Consider the following 17,703-nt stretch of genomic DNA (forward strand, 5'->3'; position numbering starts at 1 on the left):
TGTAGGTGGGATAAAGTTATGGCTAAGGAAAGATTAGATGTAGTCTTAGTAAATAGAAATCTTGTAGTGAGTCGTGAACGGGCAAAAACAACGATTATGGCTGGACTGGTACTTGTTGATGGGCAAAAAATAGACAAGGTCGGTACACTTATAAAGCCAGAGGCTGAAATTCGTATTTTAGGTGATAGTATTGGGTATGTTAGCCGGGGCGGGCTTAAACTTGCCAAAGCAATTGAAGTATTTTCAATTGAATTAAAAGGAAAAGTTGTAGCTGATATTGGCGCTTCAACAGGTGGATTCACGGATTGCTCTTTGCAAAATGGTGCCGTGAAAGTATATGCCATTGATGTTGGTTATGGACAGTTAGCTTGGTCTTTACGTACAGATGAGCGTGTTGTGAATATGGAACGCACTAATATTCGAAATGTTACAGCAGCTGATTTAAATGAACTCATCGATTTTGCTTCTATTGATGTGGCATTTATTTCATTGGAGAAGGTATTACCAGCGGCAAAGTCTTTATTGCAGCCGACCGGTGAAATTGTAGCACTTATTAAACCGCAATTCGAAGCCGGTCGAGAAAAAGTTGGAAAAAAAGGTGTAGTTCGTGATCCGAAGGTACATGAAGAAGTTATTCAGCATGTTATAGATTTTAGTCGAAGTATTGGTTTTATGCCGATGGCATTGACTTTTTCCCCGGTGAAAGGACCAGAGGGCAATATCGAATATCTGGTTCGTCTTGGTCTCAATACGGATGAAGCATGTTTGATTAATATTGACACAATTCAATCTGTTGTAAAGGATGCGCATCAGGAGCTAGATAAGGTGACACATCATTGAAGCTGGGATGGATATGCCATTATAGCAGTTGGGGAAAGGTTTGTGGGTAGTTATATGATTACAGTTGCTGTTTTTCCTAATAAAAATAAAAAAAAAGCCAATTCTGTTTTAACACGACTTGTTGACTTTTATCGAGATAAAGATGTTCAGTTGGTTCTGCCAAAAGATGAAGCAGAATTTTTTGGCTATCCGGCGTTTGGCGTAGAAAATATATTTGATGCAGCTATCAATTTAGGTCTAACAATTGGTGGCGATGGTACGTTATTAGGCGTTTGCCGCCGATTGGCTTTGCGTAATATTCCGGTTTGTGGAATCAATATTGGCAGATTTGGCTTTTTGGCTGATATTGAATTATCGGAACTTGAAGATAAACTTGAGAAGGTTTTACAGGGGGAATATCGTATTGAAGAACGTTTGATGCTGGCGGGTATTATCAAGCGGGGGAATCAAATGAGTTTTGTTGGCAATGCAATAAATGATATTGTTGTTACAAAAGGCGGCGTGGCTCGGATGCTTAATTTGGGGTTAAGCATCGATAATTGCTTGATTGCCAATTATCAAGCGGATGGACTGATTGTATCGACAGCAACTGGGTCGACGGGATATTCTCTTTCGGCTGGGGGGCCTATTATAAATCCGAAGGTGAAATTGCTATTGGTGACACCGATTTGTCCGCATACGCTAAATGCTCGTCCTATGATTATTTCTGAAGATGAAGAAGTTCGTATTAATGTGGCAGCGGCACACCGTGATATTTTATTGACTTTTGATGGTCAAGAAAGTTGTAATTTGGTTCCAGGCGACGAGGTGATCGTAAGAAAGTCTTCGTTTATGGCAAAAATAATAAAGTTTGAAGATAAAAATTACTATAAAACGATGCGAACGAAATTATGGCGGGGGAATGCTTAATGCAGACAATCAGTGCAATTGATGCAGCACATGAACTGCTCAAGAAGAAATTACAGAATGCATTGACCATCGTTGATGCAACTGCCGGTAATGGCAATGATACCCTTTTTTTAGCCCAAAATTCGTTGGAATCGGCTCATATTTATGCATTTGATATTCAAAAAAGTGCATTGGAGAGAACAGCAGAAATAGTAGAATTGTACCGAAATAAAGTGCAGTTGATTTTGGACAGTCATGTGAATATTGAAAAATATGTAGTTACGCGGATTGATGTGGCAATGTTTAATCTCGGTTATTTACCGGGTGGTGATCATGCGATTACTACACAGGCTGAATCAACGATAGAAGCTGTAATGAAAATTATCGATTGTTTAGCGACAAATGGACTTTTGGCAATTACTACGTATCCTGGACATGAGGAAGGTCTTTTGGAATATAATCAATTGGTCGAGTATTTAAGAAATTTGCCAATGCAAGAATTTACTGTGGCTTGTTATAGTATGCTCAATCACACAATTAAGGCACCTGTTTTATATTTGATCGAAAAAGTTAGGAGATGATGAAGTGAAGGCAATACGTCATGCGAAAATAAAAGCCATTATTGAAAATACGGTTGTTGAGACACAGGAAGATTTAGCAGAATCTTTACGTAAACAAAATATAGAGGTAACGCAGGCAACCGTGTCACGTGACATAAAAGAACTAATGCTCATCAAAATACCGACGGGTGATGGCCGTTATAGGTATGCTTATCCTTTAGAAAAAAATATGGTTTTTTCTAAAAATAGAATGACTAGGATGTTTCAGGATTCGGTTATTGGATTGAATTTCAGTGAGAACATTATTGTGATCAAAACGCTGCCGGGAACAGCGAATGCCGTAGCATCGACTTTGGATTACGCGAAATGGCCGGAAATTATTGGAACGGTAGCTGGGGATGACAATATTTTTGTTGTTGTTAAACCATTGGAAGCAGTCCCGAGTATTATAAAAAAATTGGAGCTGCTTATTAATTAAGTGCATCGTTCATCAAGGGAGTAAATTGACTATGCTGAAAACATTAACTGTATGGAATTTTGCTTTACTCGAACATGTCCAGATCGAGTTTGAGCGTGGGTTAAATATTTTAACGGGTGAAACGGGTGCGGGAAAATCTATTTTGATTGATTCTTTAGGGATGATTCTTGGGCACAGGACTTCAATTGAAAAAATCCGTAAAGATCGTGACTGGTTGCGAGTGGAAGCTGTCTTTGATACTAGCAAATATCCGGACGTGCATGATTTTTTGCAGCGATCCGATATTGTAGATGAAGACGATTCTTTAATTATCAGTCGGCAAATTGCTAAAACCGGAAAAAATGCAATTCAGGTCAATGGCTGCCATGTAACGCTTACTTCATTGAAAATGCTAGGCGAATTACTGATTGACATTCATGGACAAAATGAGAACCAAGCCCTTTTGCGGACGGAAAATCAATTTGCTCTTGTGGATGCTTATAAGATAGAAATTAAGACATGCCTTGCCGTATATCAGACTGCATTTGTAAAATGGAATGAGCTGAAAGAGAGTCTTAAACAGCAAGAGCTGGATTCACGCGAACATGCTCAGCGTATGGATATGTTATCGTGGCAGGTCAATGAGATTGAGGCAGCTAAATTAAAAGAAGCGGAAGACGAAGGGTTAGAACAAGAAATTAAACTTTTATCGAATGCCGAAAAAATTTCTGATTTGGTTAAGTCTTCCTATCGCCTTTTAGATAGTGGGGATAAAAGGCAGCCAGCGGTCATCCCATCGCTGGTAGAAATTAAAAAAAATATGGAGATGCTTATTCGCTATGACACGAAATTAACAAATGTTATGCAAATGATTACGGATGCATTATGTCAGATTGAAGAATGTTCTTACGAAATTCGTGATTATGGTGAAAGTATTGATTATAGTCCGGAGCGGTTAAATAAATTACAAGAACGCATGGATGAAATTTATAAGCTTCGTAAAAAATATGGAGCCACAATTGCAGATGTATTAGAGCATTATCATAATGCAAAAAAAGAATTACTGGCAATTGAAAATTATGATCAGCGTATTGAAGATCTTAAATACAATATTGCACAGGCAGAAAAAGATTTGGCTGTGAAGGCAGCCGCATTGACGAAACTTCGACAAAGTTCAGCGGAGCTGCTATCCGCTGACATTCAAAAACATTTGTTGTCGTTGGGAATGGAAAATGCACGTTTTGTGATTGAAATAAAAGACGATGCTATTTACCATATGAATGGTGCTAACACAATTCATATTTTATTTTCTGCTAATTTAGGAGAAGATCCAAAACCAATGCAAAAGGTAGCCTCAGGCGGGGAACTTTCCCGAATTGCTTTGGCAATTAAAACGGTTTGTGCAGCAAAAGATAAAATTGGTATCATGGTTTTTGATGAAATCGATACAGGTATTGGTGGAAAGACGGCACAGATGGTTGCAGAACGTATTGCAATGGTAGCTGCGTATAAACAGGTTTTATGTATTACACATTTGCCCCAGATTGCTTGTATGGCCGATGTACATCTATATATTGATAAACAGATACAAAATAATAAAACAGTAACGCAAGTGCGTCCTTTATCAACGAGTGAGCAGTTAAATGAAATTGCGCGAATGGCTTCGGGAATCGATATTACGGCGGCATCACTTGACAACGCAATGGAAATGCTCAATAATGCAAAATTGAAAAAAGAGAGTTTTAGACAAAATAAATAGGATTGAATAGCAATGGAGGCACAAAAATGGATGAAGGTTTAATTGAAAAAAAAATAAGCAGTACACGCGTCTATGAAGGCGTTCTTTTGAAGGTTAATAAAGACGTAGTCGAACTGCCAAATGGCAAGCAGGCGGTACGTGAATGGATTGAACATCCAGGGGCAGCGGCTGTAGTGCCTCTTTTAAATAATGGAAAAATTGTTATGGTTAGGCAATATCGTCATCCGATGGGAAAAGTGACTCTTGAAATTCCCGCAGGAAAACTCGATGATCCAAATGAAGATCCACTAGAATGTGCACGCCGTGAACTAAAAGAAGAAACCGGCTATCGAGCTCATACTTTAACAAAACTTACTACAATTGCTACAACAGTGGGGTTTTCAAATGAAGTGATTCATCTGTATGTTGCTAAAGATCTTGATGCCGGGTTACAATGTCCTGATGAAGATGAGTTTATTAATACGGTGATGATTTCAGTTGAAAAAATTGATGAATTGATTCAGACAGGGAAAATTGATGATGCAAAATCAGTAGTTTCTTTGCTTATGGTGAAAAATTTTATTCTTTAATTTGTAAAAATCCTTTCTGCAATAGGATCTGTAGAGAGGATTTTTATATATAGGTCTTCATTTTATTGAAATATGGTTTTGAAAAATTTGTAATTTATCGTTACAATTCAAAGGTTTTCTAGTATAATTATAAAGATAGACATAAATTTATCTTTAGTTTAACAGGTTGGGAGTGGTTTTTTAGTGTTTGGTCCAGATATGATTTTTGGTATACCTGGTTTATTGATTGCGATGACTGTGCATGAGTATGCACATGCGAGGATCGCTGTGGCATTGGGAGATCCAACTCCAAAGTTTGAGGGACGGTTGACACTCAATCCATTAGCTCATTTAGATCCAATTGGGTTATTGATGCTGTTTTTTGCACAATTTGGTTGGGCAAAACCAGTTATGATCAATCCGCGGAATTTTAGCGATCGACGTCATGGTGAACTCTATGTTGCAATTGCCGGACCGGCAGCCAATTTAATAACAGCATTTGTATCCTTGCTTCTTTTGAATATTATTGCAGTAATGGGTATTCAGGTGCAGTGGGTCTATCTTGTTATCAAATTGGTTATGGTATTCAATCTTAATTTTGCTATATTTAATATGATTCCATTGCCACCACTTGATGGCTCGAAAGTTCTGATGAGTTTTTTGCCGGGCAAATTAGCCTATCAATATGCTGGGTTAGAACGCTATAGCTTTTTTATCTTAATTTTATTAGTTTTTACGAATATATTGGGATATATTATTTTCCCGATTCGGAATGTAATTCTTAATGTAATGTCGTTTATCTTGTCATTTATATTTTAGGAGGAGATTTTTTTGAGTAAGGGTCGTATTTTTAGTGGTATGCAGCCGTCGGGTAAGTTTCATTTAGGAAATTATATGGGTGCACTTGAAAATTGGGTGAAATTACAGAATGATTATGAATGTTTTTTTTCAATTGTTGATTTACACGCCTTGACAAGTGCCTATGCTGATACAAGTAAAATTCCAGAAAATATTTATAACATGGCACTTGATTGGTTAAGTGCAGGGTTAGACCCAGAAAAAAATGTTATTTTTGTTCAATCAAAGGTAAAGGAACATGCCGAACTGCATTTACTGCTTTCGATGATGACCCCGCTTTCCTGGCTGGAACGTGTACCAACCTATAAAGATAAACTCCAGCAGCTTGGTGCACAGGGGAAAGATATTAATACGTATGGGTTTTTAGGGTATCCGGAACTTATGACAGCCGACATTATTCTTTATAAAGCAGGCTTTGTGCCTGTCGGCGAAGATCAGCTGCCGCATTTGGAACTTGCGCGTGAAATTACGCGTCGTTTCAATAATTTATATAGTCCAATTTTCCCTGAGCCACAGGGCTTAATGAGCGAAGCGGCGGTTCTTCCTGGTATTGATGGGCGTAAAATGAGCAAATCCTATGGAAATACGATTCCGTTTGCTTCGAGTCCGGATGAACTTAGAGAACGGGTTCGCATGATTATTACGGATCCACAACGCATTAAAAGGACAGATAAGGGCAATCCGGATGTTTGTATAGCTTTTAAATTTCATACATTGTTCAATAAAGAAGAGGTTCTTGAGATTGATCAAGCCTGTCGCAGTGCATCCATTGGCTGTGTAGATTGCAAAAAACGACTCGCTGAAAAGATGGTAAACATCATGGGGGCGATGCATGTGCGTCGTCAGGAATATGAAGGAAAGCCAGAAAAAATTCGAGAAATTTTGGAGGCTGGTACGGAGCGGGCACGTAAAGTTGCAGCAGCGACAATGGAAGAAGTTCGCGAAGCAATGCATTTACAATAAATGCTGGACTATGAAATTAAATTAGATGCATTTGAAGGTCCTTTGGATTTGCTGATGCATTTAATTGAAAAAAATAAAATTGATATTTATGATATTCCAATTGCTGTTCTTACCGAGCAGTATATAGAATATCTGGATCGGTTTCAGGAATTCAATATTGAAATAGCCAGCGAGTTTTTGGTTATGGCGGCAACTTTGCTGCAAATTAAATCACGTATCTTATTGCCTAAGGTAAAAAAAACAGAGGATGAAACGGATATTGAGGATGAACTGGATCCAAGACAAGAACTGATTGATCGTCTTTTAGAATATCGACGTTTCAAAGAAGTAAGCGAAATTTTGGACCAATTGGCAGAAGAACAGGAAAAATTATTTTTTCGGTCACCAACATTAATACCTGTTCAGTACCTGCCTCCGACAAATCTCGATATTCAACTGCTTTTGGAAGCATTTCATAGTGTTTTAGAGGCAAATGCAGATCATACTTCGCTTGTATCTCGTGAAAAATTCAGTGTACAAGATAAAATGGCGGATATTATTTTTCTTTTGGATAAGCAGGCTGGGACTATTCTCTTTACGGACGCTTTCACAAGATCCGGGACAAAAAATGAATTTATTACGACATTTTTGGCTTTGCTCGAATTGATGAAGCTTAAAACTGTCACAATTAAACAGACACAGCCTTTTTCGCCTATCTATATTAACAGAAGGAGCGAGGAATAACCGTGTTTTATGCAAATCTTAAGGGTCATGTTGAGGCACTGTTGTTTATCAATGGTGATCCTGTTCCAGCGGGGCAGCTTGCTGAAATTTTGAATGTTGATAAAGTCAATATAGAAGAAATCGTCACACAGTTAAAAGAAGACATGGATACATCGGAGCGTGGCCTGACCATCATTAAAGTTGCTGGCGGCTATCAGCTTTGTACAAAGCCAGAATTAGCAGCGATCGTGGAAAAAATGGCACAGGTATTGGATAATAAATTATCTGTTCCGGCTATGGAAACGCTCTCTATTATTGCATTTAAGCAGCCGATTACCAAACAGGAAATCGAAAACATTCGTGGTGTACGAGTAGATCGAGTTTTGATGAAACTAATAGATCGTTTGCTGGTCAAAGAATTAGGTCGAAAAAAAGTAATTGGACGACCAATTTTGTATGGAACGACAGAAGAATTCTTAAAATGTTTTGGTTTGGACAATATTGAAGATTTGCCATTACTGCCAGATGCAGTATATACGGAATGAATAAAAGTAAGGACTGTCTTGCAATCTACGAGGATAGTCCTTGTTTTTTACTTATTTGGCAGAATAGCTGTTTTTTTGTAAAAATACTTGACGGTGCTTAGTGGTCTTATATATAATATTTACGGTGTGTTTAATGAAAGGGTGGAAAGGTTGAAAAAAGTTTTTTCTATTATTTTAGTGCTGAATATGATGTTGCTTAATTTTAACTTTAGTGTTGCATCGGCACAAGAGCTATCGAATCTGACGGCAAAGTCAGCCATCGTTATTGAAGCAGCTACCGGCAAGGTTTTGTATGAAAAAGATGCAAATTCAAAACGATATCCTGCTAGTACAACAAAGATGATGACGCTAATTGTGGCACTTGAATATGGCAAGCTGGAAGATACTGTAACAGTAAGTAAAAATGCAGTAGAGACAGAGGGGTCCTCGCTGGGCCTTGACGAAGGTGAAAAAATCAAGTTGTCCGATTTATTATATGGTATGATGCTCGTATCAGGAAATGATGCTACGGTGGCGGTGGCAGAACATATTGCTGGTTCTGTTGATAAATTTGCTCAACTTATGACAAAAAAGGCTATTGAAATCGGAGCACAAAATACTTCCTTTGTGAATTCAAGTGGACTGCCTGATCCAAATCATTATACAACGGCATCTGATTTGGCCAAGATTGCTGCTTATGGGTATAAAAACCCTATGTTTGCCAAGATTGTTAATACGAAAGAAAAGCTGATTCCATGGGGATCTAGAGCTTATATGCGAGATTTGAACAATGAAAACAGGATGCTGTCTTTATATGATGGCGGCAATGGTGTTAAAACAGGATATACGGATCTTGCCGGGCGGTGCTTGGTATCCGCGGCCAAACGTGATGGGGTTCAATTGATTGCAGTAGTTCTTGACAGTGAATATATGTGGAATGATTCTATTGCCTTGTTAGATTATGGCTTTAGGAATATTCAACCAATGAATTTATTTAAGAAAAAAGATATTGTGAAGACGGTTCATGTCATATCGGGGAAAAAAGATGCGATTCAGTTGATAGCGGATGGTGATGTTGATATTCCGGTTGTCGAAGGTGATCAGGATAAATTTCAAACACTGATTGATGTTCCTGAACGCATTTATGCACCCGTTAGCAAAGGAGATTCTGTTGGTAAGGTGAAAATCATGTATGATGGTAAAGAGGTTGCTTCGGTAAATCTGATCGCTAAGGAATCGGTAGATAAACGTTCTTTTTTTTCAACGGTATATCAGACGATTTCTTTGGCCGTGTCCTATATCAAAAATACATTGGTTTAATATAATACAGTAAAAGAACAGTGTAAACTGTTCTTTTTTTGTATAAAAAGAAAATTTAACAGCGATATCTGTTATAATAAAAGCAGTATGATTTTATGAAAGCATCGGTAGTTGCGTAAAAAAAGGAGAATGTTGTTTGGAACGTTTACAAAAAGTTATGAGTCAGGCTGGAGTTTCATCCCGCCGGGCAGCAGAAAAAATTATTCTAGAAGGCCGCGTCAGTGTCAATGGACGAGTGGTAAAAGAACTTGGTAGCAAAATTGATCCGGAAAAAGACGAACTTTTGGTTGATGGAAAAGTTATTAAGACAATGACGGATCATGTTTATTTTATTTTAAATAAACCCAAAGGGGTTATTTCGACAGCGAAGGATGAACGTGGCAGAAAAACAGTCCTTGATCTTTTAGCAAAGGTTCCGGAACGTATTTATCCTGTCGGCAGGCTTGATAACAATACAGAAGGCCTTTTGCTTTTGACCAATGATGGTGAATTAATGAATTCACTACTGCATCCTAAATATAAAATTTATAAAACATATATTGCAAAAGTTGAAGGGAATCCTTCGGAAGATAAACTCGATCAGCTGAGGGCTGGTATTGAACTTGAGGACGGTATGACGGCTCCCGCTGAAGTATATATTGCTGGGACAGAACCTATGAAAAATATTACAACGCTTGAAATCATCATTCATGAAGGTCGGAACCGTCAGGTACGTCGGATGTGTGAAGCGATTGGATGCTCGATTAAGTCACTGAAAAGAATTGAATTTGCGGGACTTACCTTGTCGGGCGTTCATCGCGGACAGTATCGTGCTTTGACGGCAAGAGAAGTAGATCGTTTGAAATCAATTCAATAAGAAGAAAAGTTTATTTTCAAAAGATAGGGTGTAGACAAATGGAAAAGATTATTGTGGTCGGTGGTGGTCCCGCGGGATTGATGGCAGCCGTCAAAGCTGCGGAAAATGGCTCTGAAGTACTTTTACTGGAAAAAATGAATCGTGTCGGTAAAAAAATGTTGATTACAGGTAAGGGGCGCTGCAATATAACAAATACAGCACAAATACCTGAACTTATAAAAAACATTACGGGCAATGGTGCTTTTTTGAATAGTACAATCCGAGCATTTGATAATGAGGATGTTATTGCTTTTTTTAATGGACTAGGACTGAGTACTAAAATAGAACGTGGCGGTAGAATTTTTCCTGAAAGTGATAAAGCTGCTGATGTAGTAGGGTCAATGTTGCGCGCGCTGCATCGACTTGGTGTTAAAATTGAAATCAATCAGGTGATTGATCATATTTTAGTGAAAGATGGCACAGTCTGCGGTGTTAAAACGAAAACGGGAAAGATCTATGAGGGCGATGCTGTTATTTTAGCAACGGGTGGAGCTTCGTATCCCGGGACAGGTTCAACGGGCGACGGATATACTATGGCCAAAAATTTAGGACATTCGGTTGTGCCAATCAAACCATCGTTGGTTCCGCTTGAAACAAAAGAATCCTGGATCAAATCCGTACAGGGACTGTCACTGAAAAATGTAAAAGTGACAGCTCTTGCTGATGGTGAAAAGATTGGTGAGGACTTTGGCGAGATGCTGTTTACGCATTTTGGTGTATCAGGACCAATTATATTATCACTCAGCCGGGTTGTAACGGAGCAGCTACAACAGGGCAAAAAGGTAGAACTTAGTATTAATCTAAAACCAGCTTTGACACCGGAAGTATTGGATAAAAGAATTCAACGTGACTTTGAAAAGTTTATTCGTAAACAGATTAAAAATTCGCTGCACGAACTTCTACCAGCGAAACTCATTGATGTAATGATTGGGTTAGCTTCACTGGAACCGGATAAAGAAATCCATCAAGTAACAAAAGAAGAACGGCTCAGGTTGGTGAATGCAATTGAACATTTAACGCTTACCGTTACGAAAACACGGCCGATTGCAGAGGCAATTGTTACAGCGGGGGGAATTGAAGTCAAGGAAATTAACCCTAAAACAATGGAATCAAAGCTTGTGAAGCACTTATATTTTGCTGGTGAGGTCATTGATATCGATGGTTATACAGGTGGTTTCAATCTTCAAGCTGCCTTTTCGACAGGTGCTGCCGCAGGGCAATATGCGGCTTGGAGTGATTGATGATTTTTAAGTAGAAAGGTTGAATGAAATGGGTGGAAATAAAACAGTTGATTCTTTAAAACATGGTATATGCGGGGAGATTTTTATTCCAGGAGATAAATCAATTTCACATCGCAGCGTTATGTTTTCAAGTTTAGGCGATAGGGCAGTACGGATAAGGAATTTTTTAAATGCACAGGATTGTATGTCTACTGTTGCATGTATGCGTTCATTGGGTATTCAAATAGACCAAATCGGACCGACTGAATTTATTGTCCATGGCAAGGGCCTTCATGGATTGCAGGAGCCGCAGTGCATTGTTGATGCGGGGAATTCAGGAACGACTTTGCGCTTAATGATGGGAATCTTAGCACCCCAGCCTTTTTTAACAACCTTTACAGGTGATGCATCGCTTCATAAACGTCCGATGGGACGTGTTATTAAGCCGCTGTCGGCGATGGGGGCTCATATTGTCGGTCGTGAAAGTGCGAAATTTTTGCCAGTAACTTTGATTCCAACGCAAAAATTAAAAGGTATTGATTATCAGATGCCGATGGCTAGTGCACAGGTGAAGTCTGCTGTTTTGCTCGCCGGTATGTATGCTGATGGTGAGACTCGGGTTACGGAGCCTTATACATCACGCGATCATACAGAAAAAATGCTGGAAACTTTTGGTGTTGCATTGGATAAAGAGGGAACGAGCATTACAATCAAAGCGGTGGATTCTTTTCACGCACCAGAGTTGATTGAAGTTCCCGGGGATATCAGTTCAGCGGCTTTTTGGCTGGTGGCAGCATCTATTATTCCAGGCAGTGAATTGACATTGCGTAATGTTGGGGTGAATCCAACCCGCACTGGAATCCTTGATGTTTTAATTGATATGGGAGCTGATATTACTTTAATTAATAAACGGTTTAGCGGCAAAGAACCAGTCGCAGATATTGTCGTAAAATCAGCTGCACTTCATGGTACAACTTTTGGTGCAAAAATTATTCCTCGTCTGGTTGATGAAATTCCTGTGATTGCAGTTGCGGCGATGTTTGCTGAAGGAGAAACTGTCATTACTGGCGCGGGTGAACTTCGGGTGAAAGAAACGGATCGCTTGCAAGCCATTACGACTGAGTTTAATAAATTAGCAGACTGCATTATCGCGGCAGAGGATGGACTTACGATTAAAGGATCTGCTAAGCTGAAAGCTGCCTCTTGTTTATCCTATCATGATCATCGCATAGCAATGGCCTTGGCAATTGCGGGAGCAGCGGGTGCGGGAGTAACCATAGACAATGCGGAATGTGTGAATATTTCGTATCCGGAATTTTATGCGACATTGGAAACTTTAAGAAAAGGATAGCGGGGGAGAAATACATGAGGAATTTAGTCGTAGCAATTGATGGCCCCGCCGGGGCTGGAAAAAGCACCGTAGCACAGTTGGCCGCAGAAAAATTGGCTTATACATATATTGATACAGGAGCAATGTATCGTGCTGTAGCTTGGAAAGTTTTGCAACAAGCTGCAACAAATATCACAGAGGAACTTATACTTTCTGTAGCCGCAGATATTGAAGTTGATTTACAATATATAGATCGAAAATCTATTATTTTTGTTGATGGAATCGATGTTAGTGGTGAAATTCGAACTCCTGAAGTTACAGCACTTGTTTCGCAAGTTGCAAAAATTGGTGTTGTTCGAGAAAAATTAGTCGCGTTGCAGCGAAAAATGGCACAGCGTGGTTCGGTGCTTATGGATGGACGGGATATAGCAACCAATGTATTACCGAATGCTGATGTGAAAATATTTTTAACTGCATCAATTGATGAACGTGCGGCAAGACGCTGGCGTCAATTGCAGCTGAATGGTTATAGTGTGGACATGTCTGAATTAAAACAAGAAATCGCAGCTCGTGATAAGGCGGACAGTGAACGAGAAATCTCTCCGCTTGTTCAGGCGGCTGATGCAGTCTTGATTGATACGACGAGACTATCTATTGATCAAACGGTAGAAGCTATATTAAATTTATGTAGGTGATATATCATGTTATACAAATTTGTTCGCAAATTGTTACAGTGGTTGTTTAAAGTGGTATTTCGCTGTAAAATATCAGGTGCTGAGCATATTCCATTGTCAGGAGGACTCATTATCGCCGCGAATCATGCGAGTAATTGGGACCCTCCCATGGCAGCTGTATTTGCTTTGCGTCCGGTCTGCTTTATGGCCAAACAGGAATTATTTGCTGTACCTGTTTTGGGACAAATTATAAAGCAACTCTATGCATTTCCAGTTAAACGGGGGTCTGGTGATCGTGGCGCAATAAAAACAGCCTTGCAGATATTAAAAAAAGGAGATTGCTTAGGGCTTTTTCCAGAAGGAACACGCAGCCATGATGGCAAAATGCATAAGCCGGAAGCTGGAATAGCTTTTATTGCTGCTAAGGCTAATGTGCCGGTCATTCCCACCGCACTGGTAGGGGCCGCAGATATTTTTGGTGAAAAGACAAAATTTCCCAAGCTGAAAATCCGCTATGGAATGCCAATGGTGTTTCAAGGAAATCCAGCGGATCGAGATGAATTACAAGCTTTTTCGCAGCAGATTATGGATGAAATAGAAAAAATGATAACGATTGAACAGAATAAATAATTGATGGTGATATAAAGATGGAAGTTTTTTTAGCAAGACATAATGGTTTTTGTTATGGTGTAAAACGCGCAATCAAATTAGCACAAGATAGTGCCGCTTTAGAGGGAAAGGCCTGTACATTAGGCCCGATTATCCATAATCCCCAAATGGTAGAACGCTTAGCCAGTGAGGGCATTGGTATGGTGGATACGCTACAAGAGATGACAGGGGATACAATCATTATTCGTTCTCATGGTGTTGGTCCGCAAGTTTATGAAGAAGCAGGAGCTGCTGGTCTGCAAATTGTGGATGCAACTTGTCCGCATGTGAAAAAAGCGCAGATGTCAGCCTATTCTCTGTCTGAAGAAAATTATCAAGTTGTGATTGTTGGCGAAAAAAAACATCCAGAAGTAAAAAGTATTTTTGAATGGTCAGGGCATAAGGCGGAAGTTGTTGAGACGGTGGAGCAGGCGGCTCAAATTAAAACGTGTTTAAAATTAGGTATTGTCGCTCAAACGACTTTTTCAGGGGAAGAATTTAAGAAGATTGTCAATGTCTTAATTGATAAATCAAATGATATTAAAATTGCCCGAACGATTTGTACGGCAACAGACCAGCGGCAAAAGGCCGCCATTGAGCTTTCACAGGAAGTTGACCTCATGCTTGTAGTTGGTGGAAAAAACAGCGCAAATACAACTAGACTAGCCCAGCTTTGTTCAAATGTCGGTTGCAAAACATATCATATTGAAACGGTACAAGAGATTGAAACGGGCTGGTTTAACGGTATTCATAAAGTTGGTATATCAGCTGGGGCTTCAACTCCAGATTGGATTATTAAGGAGGTTTACGAAAAAGTGCAGAATATGGAAAGTTTACTTAAGGAACAAGATATTAAAAAAATTCAGGAAGATGATATAATTAAAGGGACGGTTGTCTTAATAAATCATGAGGAAATTTTTGTCGATATTGGCTATAAGGCCGAAGTTAGTATTCCAAAATCGGAACTGGCATTTCCAATTCCTGAAAATGCCGCTGATCTTGTACAAATTGGTGATGAACTTGATTTATATGTTGTATCTGTCGGTGGTGAAAACGGGGTTGTTTTATCGAAAGTGAAAGCGGATAAAACTGTTGCTTGGGATAAAATAAAAAATGCTTTTAATACAAAAGAAAAGCTGGAAACGATTGTGCTTGAAGCTGTAAAAGGTGGTCTGGTAACAGCGATATTTGGTCTTAGAGGTTTTATTCCTGCCTCACAGATTGATTTGAAATTTATTGAAGATTTATCTGTATATATTGGTCAAACGTTGGTTGTTTTGCCGATCGAAATTGATCCAGATAAACAGCGTATTGTTTTATCACGGCGTGTGCTTTTGGAAGCAGAGCGCAATGAAAAACAAACGGAGATTTTTGAGCAGTTAGCGGTTGGTCAGGTGATTCGCGGCACTGTGAAACATTTAGCGGATTATGGAGCGTTTATCGATATTGGCGGAATTGATGGTTTGGCACATATTTCAGATTTATCGTGGGAACGAGTCAATCACCCTTCCGATATTTTGGCAGTAGGCGATCAAGTTGATGTTTTCGTAAAAAGTTTTGATATAGCGGCAAAACGGATTTCTTTGAGTGTGAAAGATACAATTCGTGATCCATGGTTTGCCAAAGTGGAGCAATATAAAGAAGGCAGCTATGTTAAGGGTAAGGTTAGTAAAATTGCCGAATTTGGTGTATTTTTAACGATTGGAGATCATCTAGACGGGTTGATTCATATGAAAGAGCTTTCGGAAAAACGGATAACAAAAGCGGAAGAAGTCGTTCATCTTGATGAGGAACTAAACGTAAAAATTATTCATATCGATAAAAAGACGAAACGCATTGCACTTAGTCTTATACAGGCACAACAAGATGCTGAAAGAGCAGAGTATACGGATTATATTTCAGAACAGACGGAACCAACAAACACATTGGGTGATCAATTTGGGGATCTGTTTAAAAACTTTTCCGATAAATAAAAGATAATCTTGTTGGTATTCAGGATTCTTTAATTCGTATATAATATTACTTAATACAGGAAAAATTGAGTGTGACTGAATTTCCAAAGGAGTGGTGGTTTTTCTACATCACTCCTTTGTTTATCGGTTTAGCTTTCATAGGTAAGGTGATTGGATTGGTAACACATAAAGGAATTATTGTCAACATCGAAGCAGATAGTTTAGCGGAAGAAATCGGGCTAGAAATTGGCGATAAAATTATCGAGATCAATGGTCAAAATTTGCGAGATATCATTGATCTTAGTTTTGCTTTGGCGGAGGAAGAAATTGAGCTGCTGATTGAGAAAAAAAATGGTGAACAAGAAGTTATTGAATTTGATAAAGAATATGATGAGAAACTTGGCGCAGAGTTTGAATCGGCTGTTTTTGATGGAATTCGCTGCTGTGGTAACCATTGTTGGTTCTGTTTTGTCGATCAAATTGCACCCAATATGCGTGCCAGTCTGTCGGTCAAAGATGATGATTATCGCATGTCTTTTTTATATGGGAATTTTGTGACACTTACGAACACTAAACCGGAAGATTTTGAGCGCATTAAGAAACTGCATTTGACACCACTGTTTGTTTCGGTGCATACAACGAACGGTGCACTTCGTGCCAAAATGCTGCAGAATAAACGTGCGGCCGATATCATGCAGCAATTGAACCATTTAAAAGAGGCTGCGGTAGAATTTCATACACAAATTGTATTATGCCCTGGAATCAATGACGGCGAAGAATTGGAAAAAACCATTCATGATTTGATGCAGCTGCAGCCATTTGCCCAAACACTGGCGATTGTTCCTGTAGGTTTGACGAAATATCGCGAAGATTGTTACCCCTTGGCAATGTTTAGCCAAGAAGAAGCGTCGAGAGTGATTGATCAAGTTGAACGCTGGCAAAAAATAAATCGCAATAAAACGGGAAAATCGTTTGTATACTTAGGTGATGAATTTTATTTTCTGGCGAAACGGGAAATCCCGCCTACTAAGGAATATGATGGCTTTCCACAACTCGAAAATGGTATAGGTCTTACCCGCAATTTTCTCTCTGAATGGGATGAAATTACAGATAATGTTTGCAATCCTTACGCGAAGCAGATATACTTAGATATTGTATGCGGTAAATCAGCAGGTTCGGTATTGACTTCTTTACTCGAACAGCTTGATATACCAAATTTATCAGTTCGGGTTGTTGCGATTGAAAATGAATTTTTTGGAAAAGAAATCACAGTTACGGGGCTCTTGACAGGGCAGGACATTTTAAAGAATTTAAAAGATCACCAAGGAAAACGGACTGGTGTCATTATTCCAGGGTCAGCACTACGTACTGGCGAAGATGTTTTTTTGGATGATTATTCATTAGCGGATTTACAGCGAGATTTGGGCGTGGATGTGAAGGTTGCCTATAATGGCGGTGAACTTAAACGTTTGTTGCAATCGTGGCATGAGCATCCGATGACATTAGATGTCAATCCGAATGTATATACTTGGCAAAGTAATGCAGCATATAGTAAGAATAAATAG

The 17,703-nt window shown here is 39.1% G+C and carries 18 protein-coding genes; all 18 read left to right on the forward strand.

Translation table 11 applies throughout. From position 1 onward, the window contains the following. The first annotated feature begins 18 nt into the window (after window positions 1-18). Complete coding sequence (locus F606_RS0106235; RefSeq protein WP_019553019.1) at window positions 19-840, forward strand: TlyA family RNA methyltransferase; 822 nt, start codon at window positions 19-21, stop codon at window positions 838-840. Window positions 841-894: 54 nt separating this feature from the next. Next, window positions 895-1,749, forward strand: coding sequence for an NAD(+)/NADH kinase (locus tag F606_RS0106240; RefSeq protein WP_026329277.1), 855 nt, complete (start codon window positions 895-897; stop codon window positions 1,747-1,749). Next, window positions 1,749-2,309 (forward strand): tRNA 5-(aminomethyl)-2-thiouridylate-methyltransferase MnmM, encoded by a 561-nt coding sequence (locus F606_RS0106245; RefSeq protein ID WP_019553021.1) that lies wholly within the window; start codon window positions 1,749-1,751, stop codon window positions 2,307-2,309. Before F606_RS0106240 ends, F606_RS0106245 begins: the two co-directional genes overlap by 1 nt. A gap of 4 nt (window positions 2,310-2,313) precedes the next feature. Beyond that, entirely contained in the window at window positions 2,314-2,766 is a 453-nt protein-coding gene (argR, locus tag F606_RS0106250) for an arginine repressor (RefSeq protein ID WP_019553022.1), read from the forward strand. 31 nt (window positions 2,767-2,797) lie between these two features. After that, window positions 2,798-4,504: a DNA repair protein RecN gene (recN, locus tag F606_RS0106255; protein WP_019553023.1), complete on the forward strand. Its 1,707-nt coding sequence runs from the start codon at window positions 2,798-2,800 to the stop codon at window positions 4,502-4,504. A gap of 26 nt (window positions 4,505-4,530) precedes the next feature. Continuing rightward, the gene (locus F606_RS0106260) at window positions 4,531-5,073 is read left to right on the forward strand and encodes an NUDIX domain-containing protein (RefSeq protein ID WP_019553024.1); all 543 of its coding nucleotides are present in this window, start codon (window positions 4,531-4,533) and stop codon (window positions 5,071-5,073) included. A 183-nt stretch (window positions 5,074-5,256) separates the two neighbouring features. Continuing rightward, window positions 5,257-5,871 carry a site-2 protease family protein gene (locus F606_RS0106265; RefSeq protein ID WP_019553025.1) on the forward strand — a complete coding sequence of 205 codons (615 nt, stop codon included), beginning with the start codon at window positions 5,257-5,259 and terminating at the stop codon, window positions 5,869-5,871. A 12-nt stretch (window positions 5,872-5,883) separates the two neighbouring features. Next, window positions 5,884-6,873 carry a tryptophan--tRNA ligase gene (gene trpS, locus F606_RS0106270; protein ID WP_019553026.1) on the forward strand — a complete coding sequence of 330 codons (990 nt, stop codon included), beginning with the start codon at window positions 5,884-5,886 and terminating at the stop codon, window positions 6,871-6,873. Next, window positions 6,874-7,596: a segregation and condensation protein A gene (locus F606_RS0106275; protein WP_019553027.1), complete on the forward strand. Its 723-nt coding sequence runs from the start codon at window positions 6,874-6,876 to the stop codon at window positions 7,594-7,596. A 2-nt stretch (window positions 7,597-7,598) separates the two neighbouring features. Next, complete coding sequence (scpB, locus tag F606_RS0106280) at window positions 7,599-8,120, forward strand: SMC-Scp complex subunit ScpB (RefSeq protein ID WP_019553028.1); 522 nt, start codon at window positions 7,599-7,601, stop codon at window positions 8,118-8,120. A gap of 141 nt (window positions 8,121-8,261) precedes the next feature. Then, complete coding sequence (locus F606_RS0106285) at window positions 8,262-9,419, forward strand: D-alanyl-D-alanine carboxypeptidase family protein (RefSeq protein ID WP_245542090.1); 1,158 nt, start codon at window positions 8,262-8,264, stop codon at window positions 9,417-9,419. Window positions 9,420-9,555: 136 nt separating this feature from the next. After that, on the forward strand, window positions 9,556-10,275 hold the full coding sequence (locus tag F606_RS0106290; protein WP_019553030.1) for a pseudouridine synthase: 720 nt from the start codon (window positions 9,556-9,558) through the stop codon (window positions 10,273-10,275). A gap of 38 nt (window positions 10,276-10,313) precedes the next feature. Beyond that, window positions 10,314-11,555: a BaiN/RdsA family NAD(P)/FAD-dependent oxidoreductase gene (locus F606_RS0106295; RefSeq protein WP_019553031.1), complete on the forward strand. Its 1,242-nt coding sequence runs from the start codon at window positions 10,314-10,316 to the stop codon at window positions 11,553-11,555. Between the two features lie 28 nt (window positions 11,556-11,583). Further along, window positions 11,584-12,885 (forward strand): 3-phosphoshikimate 1-carboxyvinyltransferase, encoded by a 1,302-nt coding sequence (aroA, locus tag F606_RS0106300; RefSeq protein WP_019553032.1) that lies wholly within the window; start codon window positions 11,584-11,586, stop codon window positions 12,883-12,885. A 14-nt stretch (window positions 12,886-12,899) separates the two neighbouring features. Beyond that, complete coding sequence (gene cmk / locus F606_RS0106305) at window positions 12,900-13,559, forward strand: (d)CMP kinase (protein ID WP_019553033.1); 660 nt, start codon at window positions 12,900-12,902, stop codon at window positions 13,557-13,559. A gap of 6 nt (window positions 13,560-13,565) precedes the next feature. After that, window positions 13,566-14,168 carry a lysophospholipid acyltransferase family protein gene (locus F606_RS0106310; protein WP_019553034.1) on the forward strand — a complete coding sequence of 201 codons (603 nt, stop codon included), beginning with the start codon at window positions 13,566-13,568 and terminating at the stop codon, window positions 14,166-14,168. Between the two features lie 17 nt (window positions 14,169-14,185). After that, on the forward strand, window positions 14,186-16,159 hold the full coding sequence (locus tag F606_RS0106315) for a bifunctional 4-hydroxy-3-methylbut-2-enyl diphosphate reductase/30S ribosomal protein S1 (RefSeq protein ID WP_019553035.1): 1,974 nt from the start codon (window positions 14,186-14,188) through the stop codon (window positions 16,157-16,159). 116 nt (window positions 16,160-16,275) lie between these two features. Next, window positions 16,276-17,703 carry a DUF512 domain-containing protein gene (locus tag F606_RS0106320; RefSeq protein WP_019553036.1) on the forward strand — a complete coding sequence of 476 codons (1,428 nt, stop codon included), beginning with the start codon at window positions 16,276-16,278 and terminating at the stop codon, window positions 17,701-17,703.

This window comes from Propionispira raffinosivorans DSM 20765 (assembly GCF_000381065.1).
Classification (GTDB): Bacteria; Bacillota; Negativicutes; order Selenomonadales; family Selenomonadaceae; genus Propionispira; species Propionispira raffinosivorans.

Coding starts and splice junctions, on each gene's coding strand:
- F606_RS0106310 (WP_019553034.1), top strand. CDS start 13,566: ATGTTATACAAATTTGTTCGCAAATTGTTACAGTGGTTGTTTAAAGTG.
- F606_RS0106240 (WP_026329277.1), top strand. CDS start 895: ATGATTACAGTTGCTGTTTTTCCTAATAAAAATAAAAAAAAAGCCAAT.
- F606_RS0106235 (WP_019553019.1), top strand. CDS start 19: ATGGCTAAGGAAAGATTAGATGTAGTCTTAGTAAATAGAAATCTTGTA.
- F606_RS0106260 (WP_019553024.1), top strand. CDS start 4,531: ATGGATGAAGGTTTAATTGAAAAAAAAATAAGCAGTACACGCGTCTAT.
- F606_RS0106245 (WP_019553021.1), top strand. CDS start 1,749: ATGCAGACAATCAGTGCAATTGATGCAGCACATGAACTGCTCAAGAAG.
- recN (WP_019553023.1), top strand. CDS start 2,798: ATGCTGAAAACATTAACTGTATGGAATTTTGCTTTACTCGAACATGTC.
- F606_RS0106275 (WP_019553027.1), top strand. CDS start 6,874: ATGCTGGACTATGAAATTAAATTAGATGCATTTGAAGGTCCTTTGGAT.
- aroA (WP_019553032.1), top strand. CDS start 11,584: ATGGGTGGAAATAAAACAGTTGATTCTTTAAAACATGGTATATGCGGG.
- F606_RS0106315 (WP_019553035.1), top strand. CDS start 14,186: ATGGAAGTTTTTTTAGCAAGACATAATGGTTTTTGTTATGGTGTAAAA.
- cmk (WP_019553033.1), top strand. CDS start 12,900: ATGAGGAATTTAGTCGTAGCAATTGATGGCCCCGCCGGGGCTGGAAAA.
- F606_RS0106295 (WP_019553031.1), top strand. CDS start 10,314: ATGGAAAAGATTATTGTGGTCGGTGGTGGTCCCGCGGGATTGATGGCA.